This window comes from Sedimentimonas flavescens, assembly GCF_025154035.1.
In the GTDB taxonomy this organism is placed as follows: domain Bacteria; phylum Pseudomonadota; class Alphaproteobacteria; order Rhodobacterales; family Rhodobacteraceae; genus Rhodobacter; species Rhodobacter flavescens.
The window spans coordinates 153240-173861 of record NZ_JAOALJ010000001.1; the positions used below are offsets into that span (position 1 = coordinate 153240).

A 20622-nucleotide genomic window follows, 5' to 3' on the forward strand; every position below is an offset into this window, starting at 1 on the left:
CGCGCTCTCCTTACAGAACCAGTTGTTTCGGACGACGCCGGGCGAACCACAGCGTGACCATGAGACGTGTCACCCAGATCGCGGTGAAGACCGAGGTCACGATGCCGATCAGCAGCGTCACAGCAAAGCCGCGCACCGGACCCGCACCCAGCACGAACAGGATCAGACCGGTGATGAAGGTGGTCACGTTCGCGTCCACGATCGCCGACATGGCCTTTTCATAGCCAAGCTCGATGGCACGCGCAGGGCCCTTGGCGCTGCGCATCTCCTCGCGGATACGCTCGAAGACCAGCACGTTGGCATCGACCGCGGTGCCCATGGTCAACACGATGCCCGCGATACCGGGAAGCGTCAGCGTGGCGCTGATCATCGACATGAAACCAAAGATCAGTGCGATGTTGATCAAGAGCGCAATCGACGCAAAGACGCCGAACAGCCCGTAAGACGCGACCATGAACCCCACGACGGCTACAAGCCCAACCATCGCAGCCACACGGCCCGCGTCGATCGAGTCCTGCCCAAGCTCTGGGCCGACGGTGCGTTCTTCAAGGAAGGTCATGCCCGCCGGCAGCGCACCCGCACGCAACAGCAGCGCAAGATCGGTTGCCTCCTGCACGCTGAAGCGCCCGGTGATGATGCCCGAGCCGCCCGCGATATGCGCCTGGATCGTCGGCGCCGAGATCACCTTGCCGTCAAGGACGATGGCGAAGGGCTCGCCGATATGGTTGGCGGTGTAATCGCCGAAAGACCGCGCGCCGGTGGCGTTGAAGCGGAAGGCCACGGCGGGATAGCCGTTCTGGTCGGTGTCGGGGCGTGCGTCGGTCAGTTCATCCCCGGTCACGACCGGAACCTTGTCGAGCACGTAGTAGACGCCCTGCTCATCGGCGGCAGGCAGGATCTCGTTGCCCGAGCCGGGGTTGGCGTCGGGGTTCGAGCCACGGCTGATCACCGGCTGGAAGGTCAGCTTGGCGGTGGTGCCGATCAGCGCCTTCAATTCGGCGGCCGAGCCGATACCGGGCACCTCGATCAGGATGCGGTCAGTGCCCTGACGCACGATGGTCGGTTCACGCGTACCGGCGGCGTCCACGCGACGGCGCACGATTTCAAGCGACTGCTGCATGGTGCGGTCGTCGGTCGCGACGCGCTCGACCTCGCTCAGACGGATGACGATAGTGTCGCCCTGCCCCGTCACTTCGATGTCGTTCTGACCGACCCCGGTCAGCGTCACCACCGGGCTTGCCAGCGTTCGCGCGATCTCGACCGCGCGGGCAATTTGCGACGGCTCGCCGATCTGGATGCGCAACTCGTCATCGGGCGAGGGCGCGCGGCGCACGGCGCCGATGGTGGCGCGCTCGGCTGCAAGCGCCCTGCGCGCCTCGGGCCAGAGCGAATCCATGCGCGCCTTGTAGACCTCTTCGACCTTCACTTCGGCCAGAAGATGCGCGCCGCCACGCAGATCGAGGCCGAGATTGACCAGCCCCGAGGGCAGCCAATCCGGCCAGCCAGCCCTGGCCGCAGCCTGCGCATCGGTCATGGCCCCGGAATCGGTGAAGGCCTTGACGGCATCGTTATGCGCCTCGACGCGCGGGTAAAACAGGTTCGGCGCCGCCATGGCCAGCCCCAGAAGGCAAAGACCAATGATGACAACGCGCTTCCAGAGCGGAATCTGTAGCATGGCGGCGAGCCTTGATTAACCGGCGTTAGCAGCCGGTTCGGTTTTCGAAAGAACCTGCACGACGGTCGATTTGATCACGCGCACCTTGACGTTCGGCGCAATCTCGACCTCAAGCTCGCCGTCTTCGCGCACATGGGTCACCTTGCCGATGATGCCGCCCTGGGTGACGACCTGATCGCCACGGCGCAGCGCCTCGACCATCGCCTTGTGCTCTTTCGCGCGCTTCTGCTGCGGGCGAATGAGCATGAAATACATGATTACGAAGATCAGGATCAGCGGCAGGAACTGGCTGAAAGCGGCAGCGCCACCGGCCGGAGCGCCTGCGGCCTGAGCAAAAGCGGGGGTTGCGAACATCTTGTGGTCCTCTCGTTAGGGCCTGGGGGTCATGCCCCCGGTTTTCGGCGCGCACCCTAGCCGCCGCCCCCCGGCTTGGCAAGGCGCGACGGGGTCCATCACGCCGACGTCACGCGACCGGCAGCGCGCGCTCGACCAGACGCACGAAAAAGCTCGCTCCGACCGGCGCGATCTCGTCGTTGAAATCATAGGCCGGGTGGTGCAGCCCCGGCCCCGGCCCGGTGCCAAGGAAGAGGTAGGCGCCGGGGCGTGCCTCGAGCATGTAGGAGAAATCCTCGGCCCCCATTTCGCGCCCGGCGTCGTCCAGCACCGCGTCGGCCCCGGCGATCTCGCGCGCGACCTCGGCGGCGAAACGGGCTTTGGCGGCGTCATTCACGGTGGGCGGGTAGCCCCGGTCGTAGTCGATCTCGACCGCAACACCATAGGCCGCGGCGTGGCCCTCGACGATCTCGCGGAATCGCCGCTCGGCCAGATCTCGCACCTCGGGGTGGAACGAGCGGATCGTGGCGCAGAACCAGCCCTCTTCGGGGATGATGTTGTTGGCGGTGCCGACGTGGATCTGCGTCACCGAGATAACCAGCTCATCCATCGCGAAGGCGTTGCGGCTGACGATGGTTTGCAGCGCGCCGACCATTCCGGTGATCGCCACGATGGGATCGACGCATTCATGCGGGGTTGCACCATGGCCGCCCTTGCCGCGCACAGTGACCCAAGCGGTGTCAACTGCCGCCATCAGCGGCCCCTGCGTTGTGTGGAAATGGCCGAAGGGCACGTTGGGCGCATTGTGGATGCCATAGACCTGCTCGATCCCGAAGCGATCCATCACGCCTTCCTTCACCATCACTTCACCGCCGCCGCCATCCTCTTCGGCGGGCTGGAACAGAAGCGCCACAGTGCCCGCGAAGTTGCGCGTCTCGGCCAGGTATTTCGCGGCGCCCAGAAGCATCGTCGTATGCCCGTCATGGCCGCAAGCATGCATCTTCCCGGGATTGAGCGAGGCGTGCTCGGCCCCCGTAACCTCATCAATGGGCAGCGCATCCATATCGGCGCGCAGGCCGATCACCGGCCCCGGCGCGCGGCCCTTGATCAAAGCCACGATCCCCGAGGTGGCGATCCCTTCGTGAATCTCGTCTACGCCGAATTCGCGCAGCCGATCGGCCACGAAGCCCGAGGTCACGGGCAGATCGAACTCAAGCTCGGGATGCTGGTGCAGGTAGCGACGCCACTCGGTCATCTCGGGGGCAAGGGCGGCAATGCGGTTGATCACGGGCATGGTGGACTCTGCGGGTTGGGAAGCGATACTGACCGAAGAAGACTCCAACACGAAGGCGAGCGCAATGCCCAAACCGACGGATTTGATCATATTCGACGAAACAGGCGATGTGCGGGACCAGTTTGCGCGGCTTGTGGCCATCATGGAGTGCCTGCGCGATCCGCAAACGGGCTGCCCCTGGGATATTGAGCAGGATTTCGACACGATCGCCCCCTACACGATCGAAGAGGCGCATGAGGTCGCCGACGCGATCGAGCGCCGCGCCTGGGGTGAGTTGCAGGGCGAGTTGGGCGATCTGGCCCTGCAGGTCGTCTATCACGCGCAGATGGCGGGCGAAGCCGGGCATTTCGACATTCTCGGTGTGCTGAAGTCGATCAACGACAAGATGGTCTCGCGCCACCCGCATGTTTTCGGCGCGGAAAGTCGCGACAAATCGGCCGAGCAGCAGACCGAGGACTGGGAAAAGATCAAGGCCGCCGAACGCGCGGGCAAGGATGAGCGCGGTGTGCTTGATGGCGTGGCCCTTGGCCTGCCCGCGCTGACCCGCGCGCTCAAGCTGCAAAGGCGCGCTGCGCGGGTGGGGTTTGACTGGCCCTCAACCGCTGAGGTGATCGACAAGATCGTCGAAGAGGCGCAGGAGCTGAACGAGGCACGCACGACCCTTGGCGCCGACGAGATCGCCGAGGAATATGGCGATCTGCTCTTCGTGATGGTGAACCTTGGCCGCCACCTCGGGATCGACCCCGAGGCCGCCCTGCGCGCGACCAACGGCAAGTTCACCCGCCGTTTCGCTCATATTGAAAGTGAGCTTCGTAAACTCGGCAAAGCCCCCGCCGACAGCGATCTGGCCGAGATGGACGCGCTGTGGAACGACGCGAAGGCGCGCGGCCTGAAGTGACCTAGAGCAGCGCCTTGCGCAGCATGTTCAGCGCCACAAGGATCAGGAAGGCGGCAAAGACCTGACGCAGGAGCTTGGGGTCCAGCCGGTGCGCCAGCGCGGCGCCCCAGGGGGCGGTGATCGTCGTCGTGGCGATCACCACAAGAAACGCCGGAATGTTCACCGCGCCCACGCTGTAAGGCGGTGCGGTGGCCACGGGGGTCAGCAGGAAGGCGATAGCCGAAGGCAGCGCAATCGTGATGCCGAAGCCCGCCGAGGTCGCAACCGCGCGATGGATCGGAACCCCGTGCAGCGTCAGCATCGGCGTGCCGATCGAGCCACCCCCGATCCCCAGAAGCACAGAGATGAAGCCCATCAGAGGCCCGAACCAGACCCGAAACCCAAGCCCCGGCAAATGATCCGATAGCCGCCAGCTCGCCTTGCCGAGCATCATGTAAAGCGCGATCAGAACCAGCATCACGCCGAAGATGATTTGCAGTGTCTGCGTGCGCAATTGCGCCACCACGAGCACGCCGACAACGGCCCCGATTGCGATCGGCGGCGCCCATTGCTTGAGGATCGTCCAGTCCACCGCGCCCTTGCGATTGTGCGCCATGACCGAGCGCGCCGAGGTGACGATGATCGTCGCAAGCGACGTCGCGACGCAGACCTGCATCAGCTGGTCCGAGCCATAGCCAAGCCCGCCGAACAGGTAAAAGAAGGCCGGAACCAGCACGATCCCGCCGCCCACGCCCAGAAGCCCGGCCAGAACGCCCGCGAAGGCGCCCACCGCGATCAGGATCGCGATCAGCGGCAGCAAAGTTTCCATATGGGTCATCCTAGGCCCTCCTGTCGGCGCAGCCTTACGCGACGCGCATGACCTCTGCCAAGGCCGTATCGTAAAGCCCAAGACCGGCGCCATCGCGCGTGGCCCCTTCTGACAGAACCCGCCGCCAGTTACGCGCACCGGGGCGACCATGGAACAGGCCAAGCATGTGGCGGGTGATCTGGTGAAGACGTCCGCCGTCTTGCAAGTGGTTCGCGATATAGGGTTTCATCGCCTCGGCCACGGCGAACGGATCGGAGGGCGCGCCCGCACCCCAGATCTCGGCATCAGCCGCACTGAGGATGTTCATCGGCTCATGATAAGCCGCACGGCCGATCATCGCGCCATCAAGCCCTGCATCGATCTGCGCACGCGCAGCCTCAAGCGTCGCAAGCCCACCGTTGATCGACAGGTGCAGATCGGGAAACTCGGCCTTCATCCGATGCACAAGCGGATAGTCGAGCGGCGGGATCTCGCGGTTATCCTTGGGACTGAGGCCCTGAAGCCAGGCCTTGCGCGCATGGATCGTGAAGCGGCGCACACCCGCACCCGCCACCACGGACAGGAAACGCGGCAGAACCTCTTCCGGGTCCTGATCGTCCACGCCGATGCGGCATTTCACCGTCACCTCGACATCCGAGGCCGCGATCATCGCCGCGACGCAATCGGCCACAAGCTCGGGCGTTTTCATCAGCACGGCCCCGAAGGCACCCGATTGCACCCGATCCGATGGGCAGCCGCAGTTGAGGTTGACCTCGTCATAGCCCCAGTCACGGGCGATCCGCGTGGCCTCGGCAAGCTCGGCAGGATCGGAGCCGCCCAGTTGCAGGGCGACGGGGTGTTCCTCGGCATTGAAATCCAGCAGCCGCGCGCGCGGGCCGTGGATGATCGCGGGGGCGGTGACCATCTCGGTGTAAAGCAGCGCATTGCGCGAGATCAGCCGGTGGAAATAGCGGCAGTTGCGGTCTGTCCAGTCCATCATCGGCGCAACCGAAAGGCGGGCCGAACGCCGGCAGGCGTCGAACCCTGTTGTGGAGCTGTCGTGCTGGGTCATCGACACCCTGTCCTCTTGCGTGCTGACCGGTCCCCTGCGGGACAAGAGAGCCGCTCCTTAGTGCAATTCGGACAGGGCGTCCACCGGCTCGGCGCGCGTCAGCCGGGCGCGTATTCGGCGTAATAGCCGCGGTATCGCGACAGGCGGCGGTTCGAGCGGTCCATGCTGAGGACCGACAGGACCGGAAGCGCCCCATCGCCGGCCTCGGTCAACTGGCGCAGCGCCTCGCGCGTCTCGGCCTGCGCTGTGGCGGCGTGGCGCACCGCCATGATCGCGGCATCAGCATGCCCGGCAAGGTATTGCGTATCAACGACGGGCAAGAGCGGCGCTGTGTCCATCACGATGACATCGAAGGCCTCGCGCGCCGTCTCGAGCACCTCGTCGAAGATCTCCGAGCGCAGAAGTTGATCGGTAGGTTGCTCAGGCCGCCCCTGCCCCAGAATGGCGACGACCGGCGATCGCGGGTCTTTGCGGCACAGTTCTTCGCCGCCGGTCAGGGCCTGCGCGTTCTCGATATAGTCGAGCAGCCCGAGTTCCGGGGTAAGCCCCATGTGCCGCGCCAGCGTCGGCCGGCGCAGATCGGCGTCGATCAACAGGGTGCGCTTGCCGCCAAGCGCATAGCTGCGCGCAAGCGCGAGCGCGACCGCCGATTTCCCCTCGCCCGGCACAGCCGAGCAGACAAGGATCACCATGGCACCAGAGCGCCGATGCGGCACCTGCTCAAGCGACAGGCGCAACCGCCGGAACGCCTCGGTATAGGCCGAGAAGGGAGCATCAAGCACCATATCGGCCACCGAACGCTGCCCGCTGCCCAGATCGACCCAAGGTATTGTCGCGGCCAGGGGCACGGGCAGAACTTCGGCCAGTTGCTGCGAGCTGTCGATCCCCGCCACGAAATAGCTGCGCGCCAGTGCCGCGGCGAGGCCCATCCCAAACCCAAGGATCAGCGCCGCCGCGAGAACCAAAGGCACATTGGGCGCGACCGGATCTTGTGGCGTCAGCGCCTCCGAGACGATCCGGCTATCGGCCACCTGCACGACGGCCTGCGCCTCCAGATCGCGCATCCGGGCGAGCAGCGCCGCATATTGGCGCTGTGCGATCTCGGCATCTTGCTGGAGGCCATAGATCGCGCTGAGCGTCTCGGGCGAGAGGCCTGAGCGCAGCACCTCGCGCCGCAACTCCTCGCGCAGGTCGCGCGATTGCGCGGCGAGACGGGCGACCTGAGTTTGCAAATCGGTGACGGCGGAAGCCCCCTGCTGTGCCAACTGCCGATCCAGCGCAGCCAGTTCTTGTCGCAACACGACCGAGCCCTGATCGGCATCCGGCGCAGCCTCTAGGCGCGCCTGGACCGCCGCACGCTGTGCCGCAAGCGATGCCACCCCCTCGTCGCCGAGCTGCGCGGACAGCTGCGCCCAATCCTGCACCGAAGTGGCCGTATCGGCGCGCTGATAGGCCAACTCATGCGTGGCGCGCTGCGCCTCGGAGGCGGCAAGCCGGTCGGCCAGATCCATCAGCGCCATGTTCCCGGTCTCGGTCGCGATCTCGGCGATTTCGCGCTGGAGGTAGGCGTCGATCGCGGCCTCCGACCCGGCCAGCGCCTGCTGTGCGCGGTCAAGCTGCGCCTGAAGCAGATCCCGCGCCCCGAGGGCCCGCGCTACCTTCGCATCGAGTTGCAGCGCGATATAGGTTTGCGACAGGGTATTGGCGAGCCACGCAGCCTTTTCGGCCTGTTGCGACTCGGCCGAGACCTCAAGGATCAAGGTCTGGCCCCGGCGTTTTCCGGAAACCGCTTTCGCGAACCGCTCCAGCGTCTGCGCAGTCAGGGCAACGGGGTCATCGACGCCCTGCCCCCGCACCCCAAGCGCGAGCCGCAGCTTTGCGATCAGGCTCAGGCGCGGGCCAAACTCCGGGTCGCTCATCAGCCCGGCCTCGCGGATCGTTGCCAGCAGAACCTTGTCCGAGTGCAGGATGGCGACCTCACTCTCAAGCCGCGCATAGTCCGAGGCTGAGTCGCCCCGCGCCTCGGCGCCGTCGAGCAGGCTTCTCTGCCCGGGCTCCACCATAACCAGCGCGGTCGCCCGGTAGATCGGAGTCGCAAGCAGAAGATAGCCAACGCCAAGCCCGAAGATCAGCGCCGTCACACCCGCGATCAGCCGTACCTGCCCAAGAAAGAGATCCACGAGCGCCCTCAGCTCGATCAGTTCGCTTCGCGATCCCGCCATTCTGTCCCCCGGCCTGCATCCTGAGGGAGTATGGCACCGCGATTATAGCAAATACAATCTAAACGTGTGTGCCGCGCGAAATCCGGTGACGCGCGTCATCGCGTGGGTAAGCTTCGGACGCCCCAATCGCGCCAATAAACAAAAGCAGCAGTAAATTTGCCTCGATCTCATAGGCGAAATCGAAAAGAGAATGCAGCGCGGCAAGGCTGATCGTCGATATCGCCGCCACAACCGTTGCGCGATTACGAAACGAACTGCGCAGAAGCCGCGAGAATACCAAGATGCCCGCAAGAAACGGCATCGTTCCAATGAGCAGCCCCGCCTCGGCCCAGGATTCGAGATAGCTCGAATGGGCATCGGTAAAAACGAACGCATCATACTGAGCGCGAGAGCGGGTCATCTCATGGGCCTGGGCAAAACCGTCGAGCCCGAAGCCGCTCAGCGGTCGCTCTGCGATCAGCCGCAGCGTATCGGCGTAGAGACCCCACCGAACCGCGATGTCACCACGCCAGGCGAAACCGCGCTCCAGCAGCGGCGCGCCAAACGCTGTAAGGGCAAGCGCCGTGAGCACCGCAAGCACGCCAACCATAGACCGCGGCGCACCCATCAGCAGGGCCGCAAGAGCCGCCGCCGCCATGCCCAAACCAACGCCCAACCGGGAATTCGTGGAGATCAGCACGGCCATGATCACTACCATCCCAAGCAGGTAGCCAAGGCGCGCCAAGCCTTTACCGCGCCAGACCTCGGCCAGCAGAACGGTCCCCAGCACCAACCCCATGCCAAGATAGGCAGCATAGGCGTTGCGACCCACAAAAGCCCCTGTCGCGTCGCCCACATAGGCAAGTTTCTCTCCCCAAAGCGCGGCATCCCCGAGGTATCGCAGGGCGATGAGCCCCCAGAGCGCATGGGCACAGACCCCGAAAAACAGCGGTGGCATCATCCGCCGACCCAGTCCGGGGCGCGAGAAGGCCTCAAGCGCCAGCATGAAGAACCCGACATTGGCCGTCATGCGAACCACGGCCAACAGGGTTGCGCCGGGGTCGATCGAGACGGGCTGCGAAAGCCCCAGGGTCTGCGCCACCCCCCAGAGCGGTTGTGCCATCGCAATTGCGATAACACCGAACCAACCCCGCAGCCCGCTTCCGATCAGCACACCACGCCGCGAGAACCAGATGACACCCAGAAGGCCGAGTCCGCCGCCAAGCATCAGCCAGATGACGGGCCGGTTGGAACCCGCCGGAAGCGGCGCCGTCAGAACCAGCAGCAGCAAGATCCACGCCAGGATCACACGTCCATCGCGTCGGACCGCCATTGCGCCCTGGGTGCTGCCGGTGATTGCCAGATCGGAGATGGCCATCGTCATTCCCCTCGCGCCATGGCGGCGTCGAGCCGTCGGATCTCGGCAATCAGGCGCTCAGCATCTGACGCGGGAATCGTGGCGGCACTTTGGCTGATCGCGGCGCGCAGCGCCGGATCGCGCGTATATGCTCGCGCCAGCCACAGCCGCGTTTCGGGTGTGCTTGCCAGGCGCACGAGCGCCCGATCAAAAAGCTGCCGCCCCGTCTCGGGCACTGGCTGAAGGCGCGCCAACAAAACCACCCTGCGCTGATCCAGCCATGCGGTGTTCGGCGCCAAGATTTCGCTCGACAGCGAGGCGTCGAGCGCTTGCGCAACCTGCCCCTGCGCCATCATCGCCTCCGCGCGCAACTGATGCGCCGCCGCATGGCTCGGCACCCGCTCAAGACGCCGCGCCGCCAGCGCATCGCATCCCGACAAGAGCTCCCGGCGCGCTTCCATCGTGAACAGCGGCCCCGCCGCTTGATCGAGCGCGGCAAAACACCCCGCGATCTGGCGCCTGACCGTATACTGACCGCGACCGGGCTGAACCGGGGTTCCGGACAGAAGGTCCGAGATCAGCCTGGTTTCATCCGAGCGACGCAGCGCGGTGGCCTCTGCGGGAAGCAGAACGCTCGCCGTCACGAGAAGGGCCGCGAAGCCGCCGATCAGTACCGCGCGTATTCCCCAGCCAAGCCCCTGCCCCGACATCGCCGCACCTTTCTCTTGCCCGGTTGGATCTGCGTGCTATCGTCACTCTACCTTAGGTAGTGTTCTGTTGACCATGCGCTTTCTTGCTTCGATGATTCTGGCCTGTGTCGCCTCGGTCGGGCTGAGTGCGGCCTCGACGGCGTTTGACGTTCGTTCGGTTGCAAACGCATGCCACTCAGCGGACTGCCCCGCAGTGGTCGCAGACAGCCTTGCCGCGCTGAGCAGGTCTGGCGCCGATCAGGCCCGGATCGACGAATTTGTCGCCGCGATGGCTGGAGAACTCCTGACGCTTGTCCAGACCAACCCCGACCTGAGCGCGCCCATCTCTACCGCGCTTGATCTGGCCGCCAGCCGTGCAACGCCGGGTTCCGCCCTCGCGCGCGATTTAGCCTTGCTCGCGCAGCTGATCGCCGATGGCCATGCCAATTCCCTCTCCCTGACAGCCTTCAACGGTGCCGCGCAACCGTTGAGCACAACCGCCCCAACCGCTGGCAGAAACGGATCGGAGAGTTAGTCGATCTGGTCGGGGCATTCCGCGACGCCAAGTCGGATAAGCTCCTCCCCCGTCACATATCTATACGTAATCGTATGAAATCGAGCGCTTAGAAGAAACCATTCACGCAACGGTTCAGGATAGCGGCGGGCCATCAGACCGCTGAGGCGTTCGAACTCGGCCTGCGGCAACGCAATCGTCCCGAACTGCGTCGTTGGGCCGTGGAACCCGAAGATCGCCGCCTTTCCGACACAGGTCTCTTCAAGCCCAAGGTAGAGCGTGCAGGCCGAGAGGCAGCGCCCCTCGGGGATCGCTACGGCTCTTCCCTCCTGTCGCAAGGTCTCGACGCGGGCGAGCCGTGCCTCCAGCGGTCCTCCGCGATCCTCCCGGATCACCAGGTGCGGCGGCTGCGCAAGGGCTGGTACTGCGGCGAGCAGGCAGAACAGCAGAACCTCGCACATGGAAGATTTGAAAGCGCGCAGCACGTTGAACACGGATCTTGACGGCATCGCCTCTGTGCCTCCCGACTGGATCGTTTCAATCGGGGTAGCCCGCTTGCATTAATATCGGCTTAGCGAGCGGCGCATCGCGCCGTTAACCTATTTTCCATTTACAACCTATGGGCGTTTTTGCTTACTCAACCTTGGCGCGAGTCGTGAAATCCACTCTGCCAATGCCGGAACCCAGAAGAACAGGAAGGCCAATTGCCCATGTCAGACCTGTTTCTGTCCGAGATCAGCCCGCCCCGCGCCGAGGCAACGCAGCGGCGCGGCCTATACCGGAACGGCGGCAAGCGGTGCTTCGACCTGGTCTTCTCCCTGCTGTTGCTTGCGCTTTGCGCGCCGCTCATCGTGCTGTGCTGGGGGCTTGCGCGGCGCGACGGCGGTCCGGGGTTCTTTCGCCAGCGCCGCATCGGGCGCAACGGGCGGGTCTTTGACTGCCTCAAGATCCGCACGATGGCGCCAGACGCCGAGGCGACGCTGCTCAAGCTGCTGGCGAGTGACCCCGCGCTTGCACTGGAGTGGGCGCATTATCAGAAGCTGCGCCGCGATCCACGCGTGACACGCCTTGGCCATTTGCTGCGCGCGACGAGCCTTGACGAGTTACCGCAACTTTTCAATGTCTTGCGAGGCGATATGAGCCTTGTCGGCCCACGCCCGTTCCTGCCCTCACAAGAGGCCGATTACCGTGCCGCAGGCGGGCGCAACTATTACCGCCTGCGCCCCGGGATCACCGGCCCCTGGCAGCTTGAGGCGCGCGGAACATCCGGTTTCGCGGCGCGCGTCCGCTTCGACGAGAGCTACCTGACAGACCAATCCCTGCTGCGCGATTTCGTGATGATTCTGCGCACGGCCCTCGTGCCGCTGCGCGCGAATGGTAGCTAGATGACGATCAGGAAAAGCTGGTGCCCGAGGCGAGACTCGAACTCGCACAGTATTACTACCGGAGGATTTTGAATCCCCTGCGTCTACCATTCCGCCACTCGGGCCAGCGATCACGGTCTAACCGCCCGAAAGGCGCAAGACAAGGCCCTACGCGCGATCACAGATTGCGCGAGGCGAAGGTGTCGCAGGCCCGCAGATCGCCCTTGTCGAAGCCGGTCGCAAACCAGCGCTGACGCTGCTCGGAGGTGCCGTGGGTGAAGCTGTCGGGCATGGGCCGCCTGCCTGCGTTGCGTTGCAGCGTGTCGTCACCGATTTTCGCCGCCGCGTTCATCGCCTCGGCGATATCGCCCTTCTCGATCGAGCCGAATTGCTCGGCGGCCTGCCGCGCCCAGATCCCCGAGAAGCAATCGGCCTGAAGCTCGATCCGCACCGAAAGCGCGTTGCTTTGTGCCTCGCTTGAGCGCGCGCGAACGGCGTTGACCTGATCGAGGATTCCTAACTTGTCCTGCACATAGTGCGCGACCTCATGGGCCACCACATAGGCCGCCGCGAAATCGCCGCCCGCGCCCAGTTGGCTCGACAAGGTGTTGAAGAAATCGGTGTCCAGATAGACCTTCTTGTCCACCGGGCAGTAGAACGGCCCGGTCGCCCCGGAGGCATTGCCACAGGCCGAAGGCGTCACCCGGGAGTAAAGCACCAGCGTCACCGGCTGATATTCGCGACCCAGATCGTTGGTGAAGATATTCGCCCAGACCTCTTCTGTGTCTGCCAGCGTGACAGAGACGAAATCGCCCATCGCGCGGTCCTGTGCCGTCAACTCGCCCGAGGTCTCATAGGCCGGGCCCTGATCGAGCAGCGGCGTGACATCGACGCCAAGAAAATATCCCAGAAGCAGGATCGCAACCGCGCCGAGGCCAGTTACGCGTCCGACGCCCCGCACGGTACTCCCGCGACGGTCTTCGATGTTGGCGCTGCCGCGCCGCCCCTGCCACTTCATCGCAAAATCCTCCACCGATCACGAAACAGAGATTACCCACTCGAGTTCCGGCGCGACAGAGGTTTTCGGCCGCTCGGCGCTTGACGTTGCCGCCCTGCCAAGCGATGCGTGGGGCACGACAGCGAGGACAGACATGATCCGAGGCCTTTACGACTGGACGATGGGGCTGGCCAGCCACCGTCACGCAATTTGGGCGCTGGCCGCCGTGGCCTTCATCGAAAGCTCGGTCTTCCCGATTCCGCCTGATGTCCTGCTGATCCCGATGGTGCTGGCAATGCCCTGGCGCGCGTTTCAGTTCGCGGCCGTGGCCACTGTTGCCTCGGTTCTGGGCGGGTGCCTGGGCTACTTGATCGGTTACGGCTTCATGGACGCGGTCGGCCATCCAATCCTTGAGTTCTACGGCAAGTCGGGCCAGTTCGACGAGCTGGCGCAGCGCTTCAACGAATATGGCGGTTGGGCGGTGCTGATCGCCGGGGTCACACCCTTCCCCTACAAGGTGATCACCATCTTCTCGGGCGCGACGCATCTGTCGCTTCCGCTATTCATCGGCGTTTCGATCCTTGCGCGCGCCTTGCGCTTCGTGATCGTCGCCGCGCTTTTGTGGAAGTTCGGCGCACCGATCCGCGACTTCATCGAGCGCCGGCTTGGCCTCGTCTTTACCGTCTTCGTCGTCGGCCTGCTCGGCGGCTTCTATGTGCTGAGGTATCTGTGATGCATCTGCCCCTTTCGCCGCGAGAGATCCTCGCCTCGCCCCGCCTTCTGATCGGCCTTGCAGCCGCGGGATCGGCGTCCGTGTTGATCGGCGCGCTGCTGTTTCAGGCCATAGGCTTCGCGCCCTGCGATCTGTGCATCCTGCAACGCTGGCCGCATCTGGTGGCGGCGGTTCTGGGCGGAATGATGCTGCTATTCAACCTGCCCCTCGCGCTGGCGTTCTTCGGTGCGCTCGCCGCGCTGACGACCTCGGTTCTGGGCTTCTACCATTCTGGCGTCGAACGGGGCATCTTTGAGGGCCCCGATACCTGCACATCGAACGGCATCGCGGGGCTGTCGCCCGCAGATCTGCTGGCCCAGATCGAGGCCGCGCCGCTGATCCGCTGTGATGAGATCGTGTGGTCCTTCATGGGCATCACAATGCCCAACCTGAACGCGGTGTTCTCGCTCGTCTTCGCGGTGATGTGGGTCCTTGCCTATCGCGCGGCCAAGCGCGGCGCGTAAGCCCAGAGGGCAGCACGGCAGGCCGGGGCGCCCCGCGGGGCGGTTCTCGATTGCACCCCAAGCCTTGACTGCGCTATAAGACGAGCAACAAAATCTAGAAGAACGAGACGCGCGTGACCGATACTCCTGATATGCCGGAAGCCCTCGACGAAGGCCCGAAGCGCCCCCATTACGACGGGCCGACGGTGTCGATCGCCGAGGAGATGAAGACCGCCTATCTCGATTACGCCATGAGCGTGATCGTCAGCCGTGCGATTCCCGATCTGCGCGATGGTCTGAAGCCCGTGCACCGGCGCATCCTGTATGCGATGCACGAGACCGGCAACACGCATGACAAGTCCTACCGCAAGTCAGCCCGACCGGTCGGCGACGTCATGGGTAAGTACCACCCCCACGGCGACGCGGCGATCTATGACGCGCTGGTGCGCATGGCGCAGGACTTCTCGATGTCGTTGCCGCTGCTGGATGGTCAGGGCAACTTCGGCTCGATGGACGGCGACAGCCCGGCGGCCATGCGCTACACCGAGGTGCGCATGGACAAGCCCTCGGCCTTCATGCTGGCCGATATCGAGAAAGAGACGGTCGATTTCCAGGACAACTACGACGGCAAGGACCGCGAGCCGACCGTCCTTCCGGCGCGCTTCCCCAACATGCTGGTCAACGGCGCGGGCGGTATCGCCGTCGGCATGGCGACCAACATCCCGCCGCACAACCTCGGCGAGGTCGTCGATGCGACGCTGGCCCTGATCGAGAACCCCGACATGTCCTCCGAGGCGATCATGGAGATCGTGCCCGGCCCGGACTTTCCCACCGGAGCCCAGATCATGGGGCGCGGCGGTGCGCGCAAGGCCTACCTTGAGGGGCGCGGCTCGGTCATCATGCGCGCCAAGACCCATATCGAAGAGATCCGCAAGGATCGCTTCGCCATCGTCGTCGACGAGATCCCCTATCAGGTCAACAAGGCCTCGATGATCGAGAAGATCGCCGACCTCGTGCGCGAGAAGAGGCTGGAAGGCATCTCCGGGATTGCCGATGAATCCGACCGCGTCGGCGTGCGCGTCGTGATCGAGCTAAAGCGCGATGCGACGCCCGACGTTGTGCTCAACCAGCTTTACCGCTTCACGCAGCTGCAAACCTCGTTCGGCTGCAACATGCTGGCGCTGAATGGCGGCCGCCCCGAGCAGCTGACCCTGCGCGACTTCCTGACCCATTTCATCACCTTCCGCGAGGAAGTCGTTGCGCGCCGCACGGCCTACGAGCTGCGCAAGGCGCGCGAGCGCAGCCATATCCTCTGCGGTCTGGCCGTTGCGGTTACGAACGTTGATGAGATCGTGGCCACGATCCGCTCGTCGAAAGACCCGGCAGAGGCGCGCGAGCGCCTGATGACCCGCCGCTGGCCGGCGCATGACATCGCCGAATACCTGCGCCTGATCGACGATCCGCTGCATCCGATCAACGAGGACGGCACCTACAACCTGTCGGAAACCCAGGCCCGCGCGATCCTTGATCTGCGCCTTCAGCGCCTGACGGCGATGGGCGTGCAAGAGGTAACGCAAGAACTGGCCGAACTGGCTGGCAAGATCCGCGAATACCTCGAAATCCTCGGCTCGCGCGAACGCATCATGGCGATCATCTCGGCCGAGTTGCGCGAGGTCAGAGAGCTGTTCGCCGTGCCGCGCCGCACCGAGATCGTGGACTGGGCGGGCGATCTGGAAGACGAAGACCTGATCGAGCGCGAGGACATGGTCGTCACCATCACCTCGGGCGGCTACATCAAGCGCACGCCGCTGGCCGAGTTCCGCGCGCAGCGCCGCGGCGGCAAGGGTCTGGCCTCGATGCAGACCAAAGAGGACGACGTCGTCACCACCCTCTTCGTTGCCAATACCCACACGCAGCTTCTGTTCTTCACCACCGACGGGATGGTCTACAGCCTCAAGTGCTGGCGCCTTCCGCTGGCGGGGCGCACCTCCAAGGGCAAGGCGATCGTCAACATCCTGCCGATCCCGCAGGGCGTCACCATCGCCGCTCTTATGCCCGTCGACGCCCCCGAGGCCGAATGGGATGGCTACCAGGTCTTCTTCGCCACATCCGAGGGCGATGTGCGCCGCAACGCGCTGTCGGACTTCGCCAATGTGATGCGCAACGGCAAGATCGCGATGAAGCTACCCGAGGGCGTCAGCCTCGTGAACGTGCGCATGTGCACCGAGGCCGACGACGTCATGCTGGTAACCGAGCGCGGTCGCGCGATCCGCTTCCCGGTGACCGAGGTGCGCGTCTTCAAGGGCCGTGACTCGACCGGTGTGCGCGGTGTGCGTCTGGCCAGCGGCGACACGGTCGTGTCGATGTCGGTCATCCGCCACTTCGAGGCCGAACCCTGGGAACGCGCCGCGTTCATCAAGCGCTTCCGCGCCGAGATGGGTGGCGAGGAAGAGGCGGAGATCGAAACCGATGACGAGGCTGAAGAGGTTTCGGCCGAAGGCTCGCTGAGCGAGGAGCGTTACGCCGAGATGCTGGCCGCGCAGGACCTGATCCTGACGATCACCACAAAGGGCCTCGGCAAGACCTCATCGAGCCACGACTACCCCGTGCGCGGACGTGGCGGCCAGGGTGTCGGCGCCTTCAAGATGACCGATCGGGGCGGCGCCCTTGTGGCCTCCTTCCCCGTTGAGACCAGCGATCAGGTGATGCTGGCCACCTCGACGGGCCAGTCGATCCGCTGCCCGGTCGCGGGGATCTCGTTCCGTTCGCGCTCGGCGGGCGGAGTGAAGGTGTTCAACACGGGCACCGATGAAGAAGTCGTCTCGGTCGCGCGGGTCGCCGACCAGGGCGATGAAGAAGCAGAGCAATAAAAAACGATAACTCCGCGCATTCCGCGCGGAGAAAAAACCTGAGGCAATACGATGCAGAAACTCCTGCTCCTCTCGATCGGGGCGGCGCTTGCGCTGCCGCAAACCGGTCTGGCGACCGAAGTGACCGGCGCCGAGATCGGCCTGTCCTACTCGACGCTGGCGGACGGCAATGCCCGCGACGTCAACAAGACCACCCTCGGAGGCGCGATCGAGCTGGGCTTCGGCCCGCAGTTCTCGGTCCAAGGCGATATCGCCACGCGCTACTTCGACGGGATCGACGAAACCGGCAAGAACGCGACCGCGCACGCGATCTACCACCTGCCGGGCGACATGGCGGTTGGTGCCTTCATCGGCAAGGACTGGCTCGATGGCCAGTCGGTCGAATACACTGGGCTTGAGACCGCGGGCGCCATGGGCCAGATCAGCTACGAGGCCGCCTTCACCCATATGGATGCGGACGGCGCGCATGGCAATCAGCTGGGCCTTCAGGCGAATTACGCGCTGAACCCGCAGCTTGACCTTGGCGGGCGCTTCGACACGCTGCACGCCGAAGGCGACGACATGAGCCGCCTGAGCGCGACGGCGGGCTACCGCATCAACCCGGGCACCATGCTGACGGGCGAGCTTGGCTTCGTCGATGGCGACGGCATGGATGCCGAAAGCTTCGTCGGCATCGGCCTCAAGGCCACCTTCGGCGCAACCGGCGGCGTGACCTTCGGCGGCCGTGGCCTGCAAGAGTTCCTCCCAGGCCTCTGAGGCGGATTGCAACAATCCGGGCGCGGCGTTAAACCCGCGCCCATGGAAACGCTACACATCATTGGCGGCGGCATGGCCGGATCCGAGGCTGCCTGGCAGGCGGCTGAGGCAGGCGTGCCCGTCGTGCTTCACGAAATGCGCCCCCACGTGGGCACCTTCGCGCACCGCACCGGCGACTTCGCCGAGATGGTGTGCTCAAACTCGTTCCGTTCGGACGATCATGAGCGCAACGCCGTTGGCCTGCTGCATTGGGAAATGCGCGCGGCTGGTGGGCTGATCATGCAAATGGCCGAACAGCACCGTCTTCCGGCCGGTGGCGCGCTTGCCGTTGATCGCGATGCATTCTCGGGTGCAGTGACTGCGGAATTGCGCGCGCATCCTCTGATTTCCTTTAGTGAAGAGGAAGTTACAGAACTTCCTTCAACCGGCCATTGGATCGTGGCAACCGGGCCGCTGACCTCTGGGTCTCTGGCCGAAAGCATCCGCGCCGCGACCGGCGCCGAGAGCCTCGCCTTTTTCGACGCGATCGCTCCGATTGTCTATGCCGACACGATCGACATGGATGTGGCCTGGCGCCAGAGCCGCTATGACAAGGGCGAGACCGAGGAAGAGCAGAAGGCCTACATAAACTGCCCAATGAACCGCGAGCAGTATGAGACCTTCATCGACGCGCTTCTGGCGGCAGAGAAGACCCAGTTCCACGAGGGTGAGACCGCCGGCTATTTCGACGGTTGCCTGCCGATCGAAGTGATGGCGGAACGTGGCCGCGAAACCCTGCGCCACGGGCCGATGAAGCCTGTCGGGCTGACGAATTCGCATAAGCCCGAGGAAAAAGCCTACGCCGTCGTGCAGCTGCGCCGCGATAACGCGCTTGGCACGCTCTATAATATCGTGGGTTTCCAGACCAAGATGAAATACGGCGCGCAAACTGCTGTTTTCAAGATGATTCCTGGCCTCGAACAAGCGAGCTTCGCGCGTCTTGGCGGAATCCATCGCAACACGTTCATCAACTCACCCACGCTGCTCGACACGCAAATGCGGATGAAGTCGCGTCCCAATATTCGGTTCGCGGGGCAGATTACCGGCGTGGAAGGCTATGTTGAAAGCGCCTCGATGGGTTTGCTGGCGGGCCGAATGGCGGCGGCGGAGATCAAGGGGGGGGCGTTGCCGCCCCCGGGCATCGAGACGGCCATGGGTAGCCTGGTCAATCACATCACCGGCGGTGCCGAGGCCAAGACCTTCCAGCCGATGAATGTGAACTTCGGGCTCTTCCCGCCGATTGACGCGAAAGGCGGGCGGCGCGGCCGCAAGGACCGCTACAAGGCCTATACAGATCGCGCGAAAGAGTCGTTTACTCAATGGCTTGCGGATCATAGCTAAGATGATCACCCGGTTCGCGCCATCGCCCACCGGGCCGCTCCACCTTGGCCATGCCTATAGCGCGATCCTGGCGCATGATATGGCGCGCGCGGCGAGCGGACGCTTTCTGCTGCGTATTGAGGATATCGACCGGCAACGCTCCCGCCCGGAATGGGAGGCGCAAATCTACGATGACCTCGCCTGGCTTGGCCTGACATGGAAAGAACCCGTCATGCGTCAGTCAGATCGCCTGAATATCTACCGCCAAACGCTTGCGAAGCTTTGGGAAAGTGATCTTCTCTATCGCTGCACCTGCACCCGCCGCGATATCGAAGCGGCAACCTCCGCCCCGCAGGAAGGCGTCAGCCTTGGGCCAGATGGCCTCATCTATCCCGGCACCTGCCGCGAGTCCGGCGCGCGTACGGCGGGAGAGCCTCTGCCCGACGCAGTGCTGCGGCTTTATATGGATCGCGCGGCAGCCCATTGTTCATTCGATGAGATTGGCGAGGCACACTGCGGTACGCACAGCATCACGCCCGAACAGATGATCCAGAACGTCGGCGATATCGTCCTTGCCCGGCGCGATATGGGAACCTCTTACCACCTGTCGGTAGTGCTAGACGACGCGGCGCAGGGCATCACGCATGTCGTGCGCGGCGAGGATCTGTTTGACGCCACTCAGATCCACGTCACGCTTCAGAAATTACTGAAGCTTTCAACGCCAACCTATTGTCATCACAATCTTATTCGAGACAAGAACGGCAAGCGCCTTGCAAAACGCGATGACGCCCGTGCGATCGCGAAATACCGCGCCGAAGGGGCTACACCCGCCGATATCCGTCGCCTCGTCGGGCTTTAATCCGCCATCGGCACGAGGATCTCGACCTCTTCGCCACTCCGCACCGCCGTGTAGAAACAGCTGCGGCGGTTGGTGTGACAGGCCGGACCGATCTGATCCACAAGCATCAACAGGCAGTCGCGATCGCAATCGACGCGCAACTCGACCAGTTTCTGCACATGCCCCGAGCTTTCACCCTTCGCCCAGAAGCTCTGGCGGGAGCGCGACCAGTAGGTGACCTGTCCAGTCTCGAGCGTGCGCGAAAGGCTTTCGGCGTTCATCCAGGCCATCATCAGAACCTCACCCGTCTTGTGATCCTGCGCGATCGCGGGGATCAGGCCGTTCGCGTCGTATTTGAGCGTGCTGGGATCGAAGGTCATGACTTTTCTCCTTGGGCGTAAGG

General features: G+C 64.3%; 20 protein-coding genes and 1 tRNA gene. 9 read left to right on the forward strand and 12 right to left on the reverse strand.

Translation table 11 applies throughout. The features are described from left to right. Positions 1–10: 10 nt before the first annotated feature. From secD to N3C64_RS00735, 3 genes are all read right to left on the reverse strand, one after another. Positions 11–1675 carry a protein translocase subunit SecD gene (gene secD, locus N3C64_RS00725; protein ID WP_260010770.1) on the reverse strand — a complete coding sequence of 555 codons (1665 nt, stop codon included), beginning with the start codon at positions 1673–1675 and terminating at the stop codon, positions 11–13. Positions 1676–1690: 15 nt separating this feature from the next. Further along, complete coding sequence (gene yajC / locus N3C64_RS00730; RefSeq protein ID WP_218629095.1) at positions 1691–2029, reverse strand: preprotein translocase subunit YajC; 339 nt, start codon at positions 2027–2029, stop codon at positions 1691–1693. 109 nt (positions 2030–2138) lie between these two features. After that, positions 2139–3302: a M20 aminoacylase family protein gene (locus tag N3C64_RS00735; protein ID WP_260010773.1), complete on the reverse strand. Its 1164-nt coding sequence runs from the start codon at positions 3300–3302 to the stop codon at positions 2139–2141. Positions 3303–3366: 64 nt separating this feature from the next. On the opposite strand from N3C64_RS00735, the gene mazG reads away from it, so the two are divergent. Beyond that, positions 3367–4200 carry a nucleoside triphosphate pyrophosphohydrolase gene (gene mazG, locus N3C64_RS00740; RefSeq protein WP_260010775.1) on the forward strand — a complete coding sequence of 278 codons (834 nt, stop codon included), beginning with the start codon at positions 3367–3369 and terminating at the stop codon, positions 4198–4200. A gap of 1 nt (position 4201) precedes the next feature. On the opposite strand, the gene N3C64_RS00745 is transcribed toward mazG, so the two are convergent. The 5 genes from N3C64_RS00745 to N3C64_RS00765 form a co-directional block, all read right to left on the reverse strand. After that, entirely contained in the window at positions 4202–5017 is an 816-nt protein-coding gene (locus N3C64_RS00745) for a sulfite exporter TauE/SafE family protein (RefSeq protein WP_260010777.1), read from the reverse strand. A 25-nt stretch (positions 5018–5042) separates the two neighbouring features. Continuing rightward, a complete protein-coding gene (gene dusA, locus N3C64_RS00750) occupies positions 5043–6059 on the reverse strand; it encodes a tRNA dihydrouridine(20/20a) synthase DusA (RefSeq protein ID WP_260010779.1) in 1017 nt (338 codons plus the stop codon). Positions 6060–6157: 98 nt separating this feature from the next. Continuing rightward, positions 6158–8281 (reverse strand): GumC family protein, encoded by a 2124-nt coding sequence (locus N3C64_RS00755; RefSeq protein ID WP_260010781.1) that lies wholly within the window; start codon positions 8279–8281, stop codon positions 6158–6160. Positions 8282–8339: 58 nt separating this feature from the next. Next, positions 8340–9638, reverse strand: coding sequence for an O-antigen ligase family protein (locus N3C64_RS00760; protein WP_260010783.1), 1299 nt, complete (start codon positions 9636–9638; stop codon positions 8340–8342). Positions 9639–9640: 2 nt separating this feature from the next. Next, entirely contained in the window at positions 9641–10327 is a 687-nt protein-coding gene (locus N3C64_RS00765) for a tetratricopeptide repeat protein (protein ID WP_260010785.1), read from the reverse strand. 67 nt (positions 10328–10394) lie between these two features. On the opposite strand from N3C64_RS00765, the gene N3C64_RS00770 reads away from it, so the two are divergent. After that, complete coding sequence (locus N3C64_RS00770; RefSeq protein ID WP_260010787.1) at positions 10395–10841, forward strand: hypothetical protein; 447 nt, start codon at positions 10395–10397, stop codon at positions 10839–10841. Here N3C64_RS00770 and N3C64_RS00775 read toward each other — a convergent pair. After that, on the reverse strand, positions 10838–11329 hold the full coding sequence (locus tag N3C64_RS00775) for a hypothetical protein (protein ID WP_260010790.1): 492 nt from the start codon (positions 11327–11329) through the stop codon (positions 10838–10840). The two genes, N3C64_RS00770 and N3C64_RS00775, sit on opposite strands and share 4 nt — an antisense overlap. Positions 11330–11530: 201 nt before the next feature. On the opposite strand from N3C64_RS00775, the gene N3C64_RS00780 reads away from it, so the two are divergent. After that, a complete protein-coding gene (locus N3C64_RS00780; RefSeq protein ID WP_260010792.1) occupies positions 11531–12205 on the forward strand; it encodes a sugar transferase in 675 nt (224 codons plus the stop codon). Positions 12206–12223: 18 nt separating this feature from the next. Here N3C64_RS00780 and N3C64_RS00785 read toward each other — a convergent pair. Both N3C64_RS00785 and ypfJ read right to left on the reverse strand, forming a co-directional pair. Continuing rightward, positions 12224–12309 (reverse strand) — tRNA-Leu (locus tag N3C64_RS00785). A gap of 53 nt (positions 12310–12362) precedes the next feature. Continuing rightward, positions 12363–13202, reverse strand: coding sequence for a KPN_02809 family neutral zinc metallopeptidase (gene ypfJ, locus N3C64_RS00790; protein WP_218629106.1), 840 nt, complete (start codon positions 13200–13202; stop codon positions 12363–12365). Positions 13203–13335: 133 nt separating this feature from the next. Here ypfJ and N3C64_RS00795 point away from each other — a divergent pair, with 133 nt between their 5' ends. The 6 genes from N3C64_RS00795 (at position 13336) to gluQRS (ending at position 20240) form a co-directional block, all read left to right on the forward strand. Further along, positions 13336–13914: a YqaA family protein gene (locus N3C64_RS00795; protein ID WP_218629107.1), complete on the forward strand. Its 579-nt coding sequence runs from the start codon at positions 13336–13338 to the stop codon at positions 13912–13914. Next, a complete protein-coding gene (locus N3C64_RS00800; protein WP_260010795.1) occupies positions 13914–14417 on the forward strand; it encodes a disulfide bond formation protein B in 504 nt (167 codons plus the stop codon). The genes N3C64_RS00795 and N3C64_RS00800 overlap by 1 nt, the downstream gene beginning before the upstream one ends. Positions 14418–14530: 113 nt before the next feature. Continuing rightward, a complete protein-coding gene (gyrA, locus tag N3C64_RS00805; protein WP_375546084.1) occupies positions 14531–17266 on the forward strand; it encodes a DNA gyrase subunit A in 2736 nt (911 codons plus the stop codon). Positions 17267–17317: 51 nt separating this feature from the next. After that, on the forward strand, positions 17318–18022 hold the full coding sequence (locus N3C64_RS00810; protein ID WP_260010797.1) for a porin: 705 nt from the start codon (positions 17318–17320) through the stop codon (positions 18020–18022). A gap of 42 nt (positions 18023–18064) precedes the next feature. Then, positions 18065–19402: a methylenetetrahydrofolate--tRNA-(uracil(54)-C(5))-methyltransferase (FADH(2)-oxidizing) TrmFO gene (gene trmFO / locus N3C64_RS00815; RefSeq protein WP_260010800.1), complete on the forward strand. Its 1338-nt coding sequence runs from the start codon at positions 18065–18067 to the stop codon at positions 19400–19402. Position 19403: 1 nt separating this feature from the next. Beyond that, positions 19404–20240 carry a tRNA glutamyl-Q(34) synthetase GluQRS gene (gene gluQRS, locus N3C64_RS00820; RefSeq protein ID WP_260010811.1) on the forward strand — a complete coding sequence of 279 codons (837 nt, stop codon included), beginning with the start codon at positions 19404–19406 and terminating at the stop codon, positions 20238–20240. Here the strand turns inward: gluQRS and hisI are convergent. Continuing rightward, positions 20237–20599, reverse strand: coding sequence for a phosphoribosyl-AMP cyclohydrolase (gene hisI, locus N3C64_RS00825; protein WP_218629112.1), 363 nt, complete (start codon positions 20597–20599; stop codon positions 20237–20239). The two genes, gluQRS and hisI, sit on opposite strands and share 4 nt — an antisense overlap. Positions 20600–20622 lie beyond the last annotated feature (23 nt).

What these genes read in the sequence shown, in the direction of transcription:
- secD (WP_260010770.1), bottom strand. Translation starts at nt 1,675, where the DNA reads ATGCTACAGATTCCGCTCTGGAAGCGCGTTGTCATCATTGGTCTTTGC.
- yajC (WP_218629095.1), bottom strand. Translation starts at nt 2,029, where the DNA reads ATGTTCGCAACCCCCGCTTTTGCTCAGGCCGCAGGCGCTCCGGCCGGT.
- N3C64_RS00735 (WP_260010773.1), bottom strand. Translation starts at nt 3,302, where the DNA reads ATGCCCGTGATCAACCGCATTGCCGCCCTTGCCCCCGAGATGACCGAG.
- mazG (WP_260010775.1), top strand. Translation starts at nt 3,367, where the DNA reads ATGCCCAAACCGACGGATTTGATCATATTCGACGAAACAGGCGATGTG.
- N3C64_RS00745 (WP_260010777.1), bottom strand. Translation starts at nt 5,017, where the DNA reads ATGACCCATATGGAAACTTTGCTGCCGCTGATCGCGATCCTGATCGCG.
- dusA (WP_260010779.1), bottom strand. Translation starts at nt 6,059, where the DNA reads ATGACCCAGCACGACAGCTCCACAACAGGGTTCGACGCCTGCCGGCGT.
- N3C64_RS00755 (WP_260010781.1), bottom strand. Translation starts at nt 8,281, where the DNA reads ATGGCGGGATCGCGAAGCGAACTGATCGAGCTGAGGGCGCTCGTGGAT.
- N3C64_RS00760 (WP_260010783.1), bottom strand. Translation starts at nt 9,638, where the DNA reads ATGGCCATCTCCGATCTGGCAATCACCGGCAGCACCCAGGGCGCAATG.
- N3C64_RS00765 (WP_260010785.1), bottom strand. Translation starts at nt 10,327, where the DNA reads ATGTCGGGGCAGGGGCTTGGCTGGGGAATACGCGCGGTACTGATCGGC.
- N3C64_RS00775 (WP_260010790.1), bottom strand. Translation starts at nt 11,329, where the DNA reads ATGCCGTCAAGATCCGTGTTCAACGTGCTGCGCGCTTTCAAATCTTCC.
- N3C64_RS00780 (WP_260010792.1), top strand. Translation starts at nt 11,531, where the DNA reads ATGTCAGACCTGTTTCTGTCCGAGATCAGCCCGCCCCGCGCCGAGGCA.
- ypfJ (WP_218629106.1), bottom strand. Translation starts at nt 13,202, where the DNA reads ATGAAGTGGCAGGGGCGGCGCGGCAGCGCCAACATCGAAGACCGTCGC.
- N3C64_RS00795 (WP_218629107.1), top strand. Translation starts at nt 13,336, where the DNA reads ATGATCCGAGGCCTTTACGACTGGACGATGGGGCTGGCCAGCCACCGT.
- N3C64_RS00800 (WP_260010795.1), top strand. Translation starts at nt 13,914, where the DNA reads ATGCATCTGCCCCTTTCGCCGCGAGAGATCCTCGCCTCGCCCCGCCTT.
- N3C64_RS00810 (WP_260010797.1), top strand. Translation starts at nt 17,318, where the DNA reads ATGCAGAAACTCCTGCTCCTCTCGATCGGGGCGGCGCTTGCGCTGCCG.
- trmFO (WP_260010800.1), top strand. Translation starts at nt 18,065, where the DNA reads ATGGAAACGCTACACATCATTGGCGGCGGCATGGCCGGATCCGAGGCT.
- gluQRS (WP_260010811.1), top strand. Translation starts at nt 19,404, where the DNA reads ATGATCACCCGGTTCGCGCCATCGCCCACCGGGCCGCTCCACCTTGGC.
- hisI (WP_218629112.1), bottom strand. Translation starts at nt 20,599, where the DNA reads ATGACCTTCGATCCCAGCACGCTCAAATACGACGCGAACGGCCTGATC.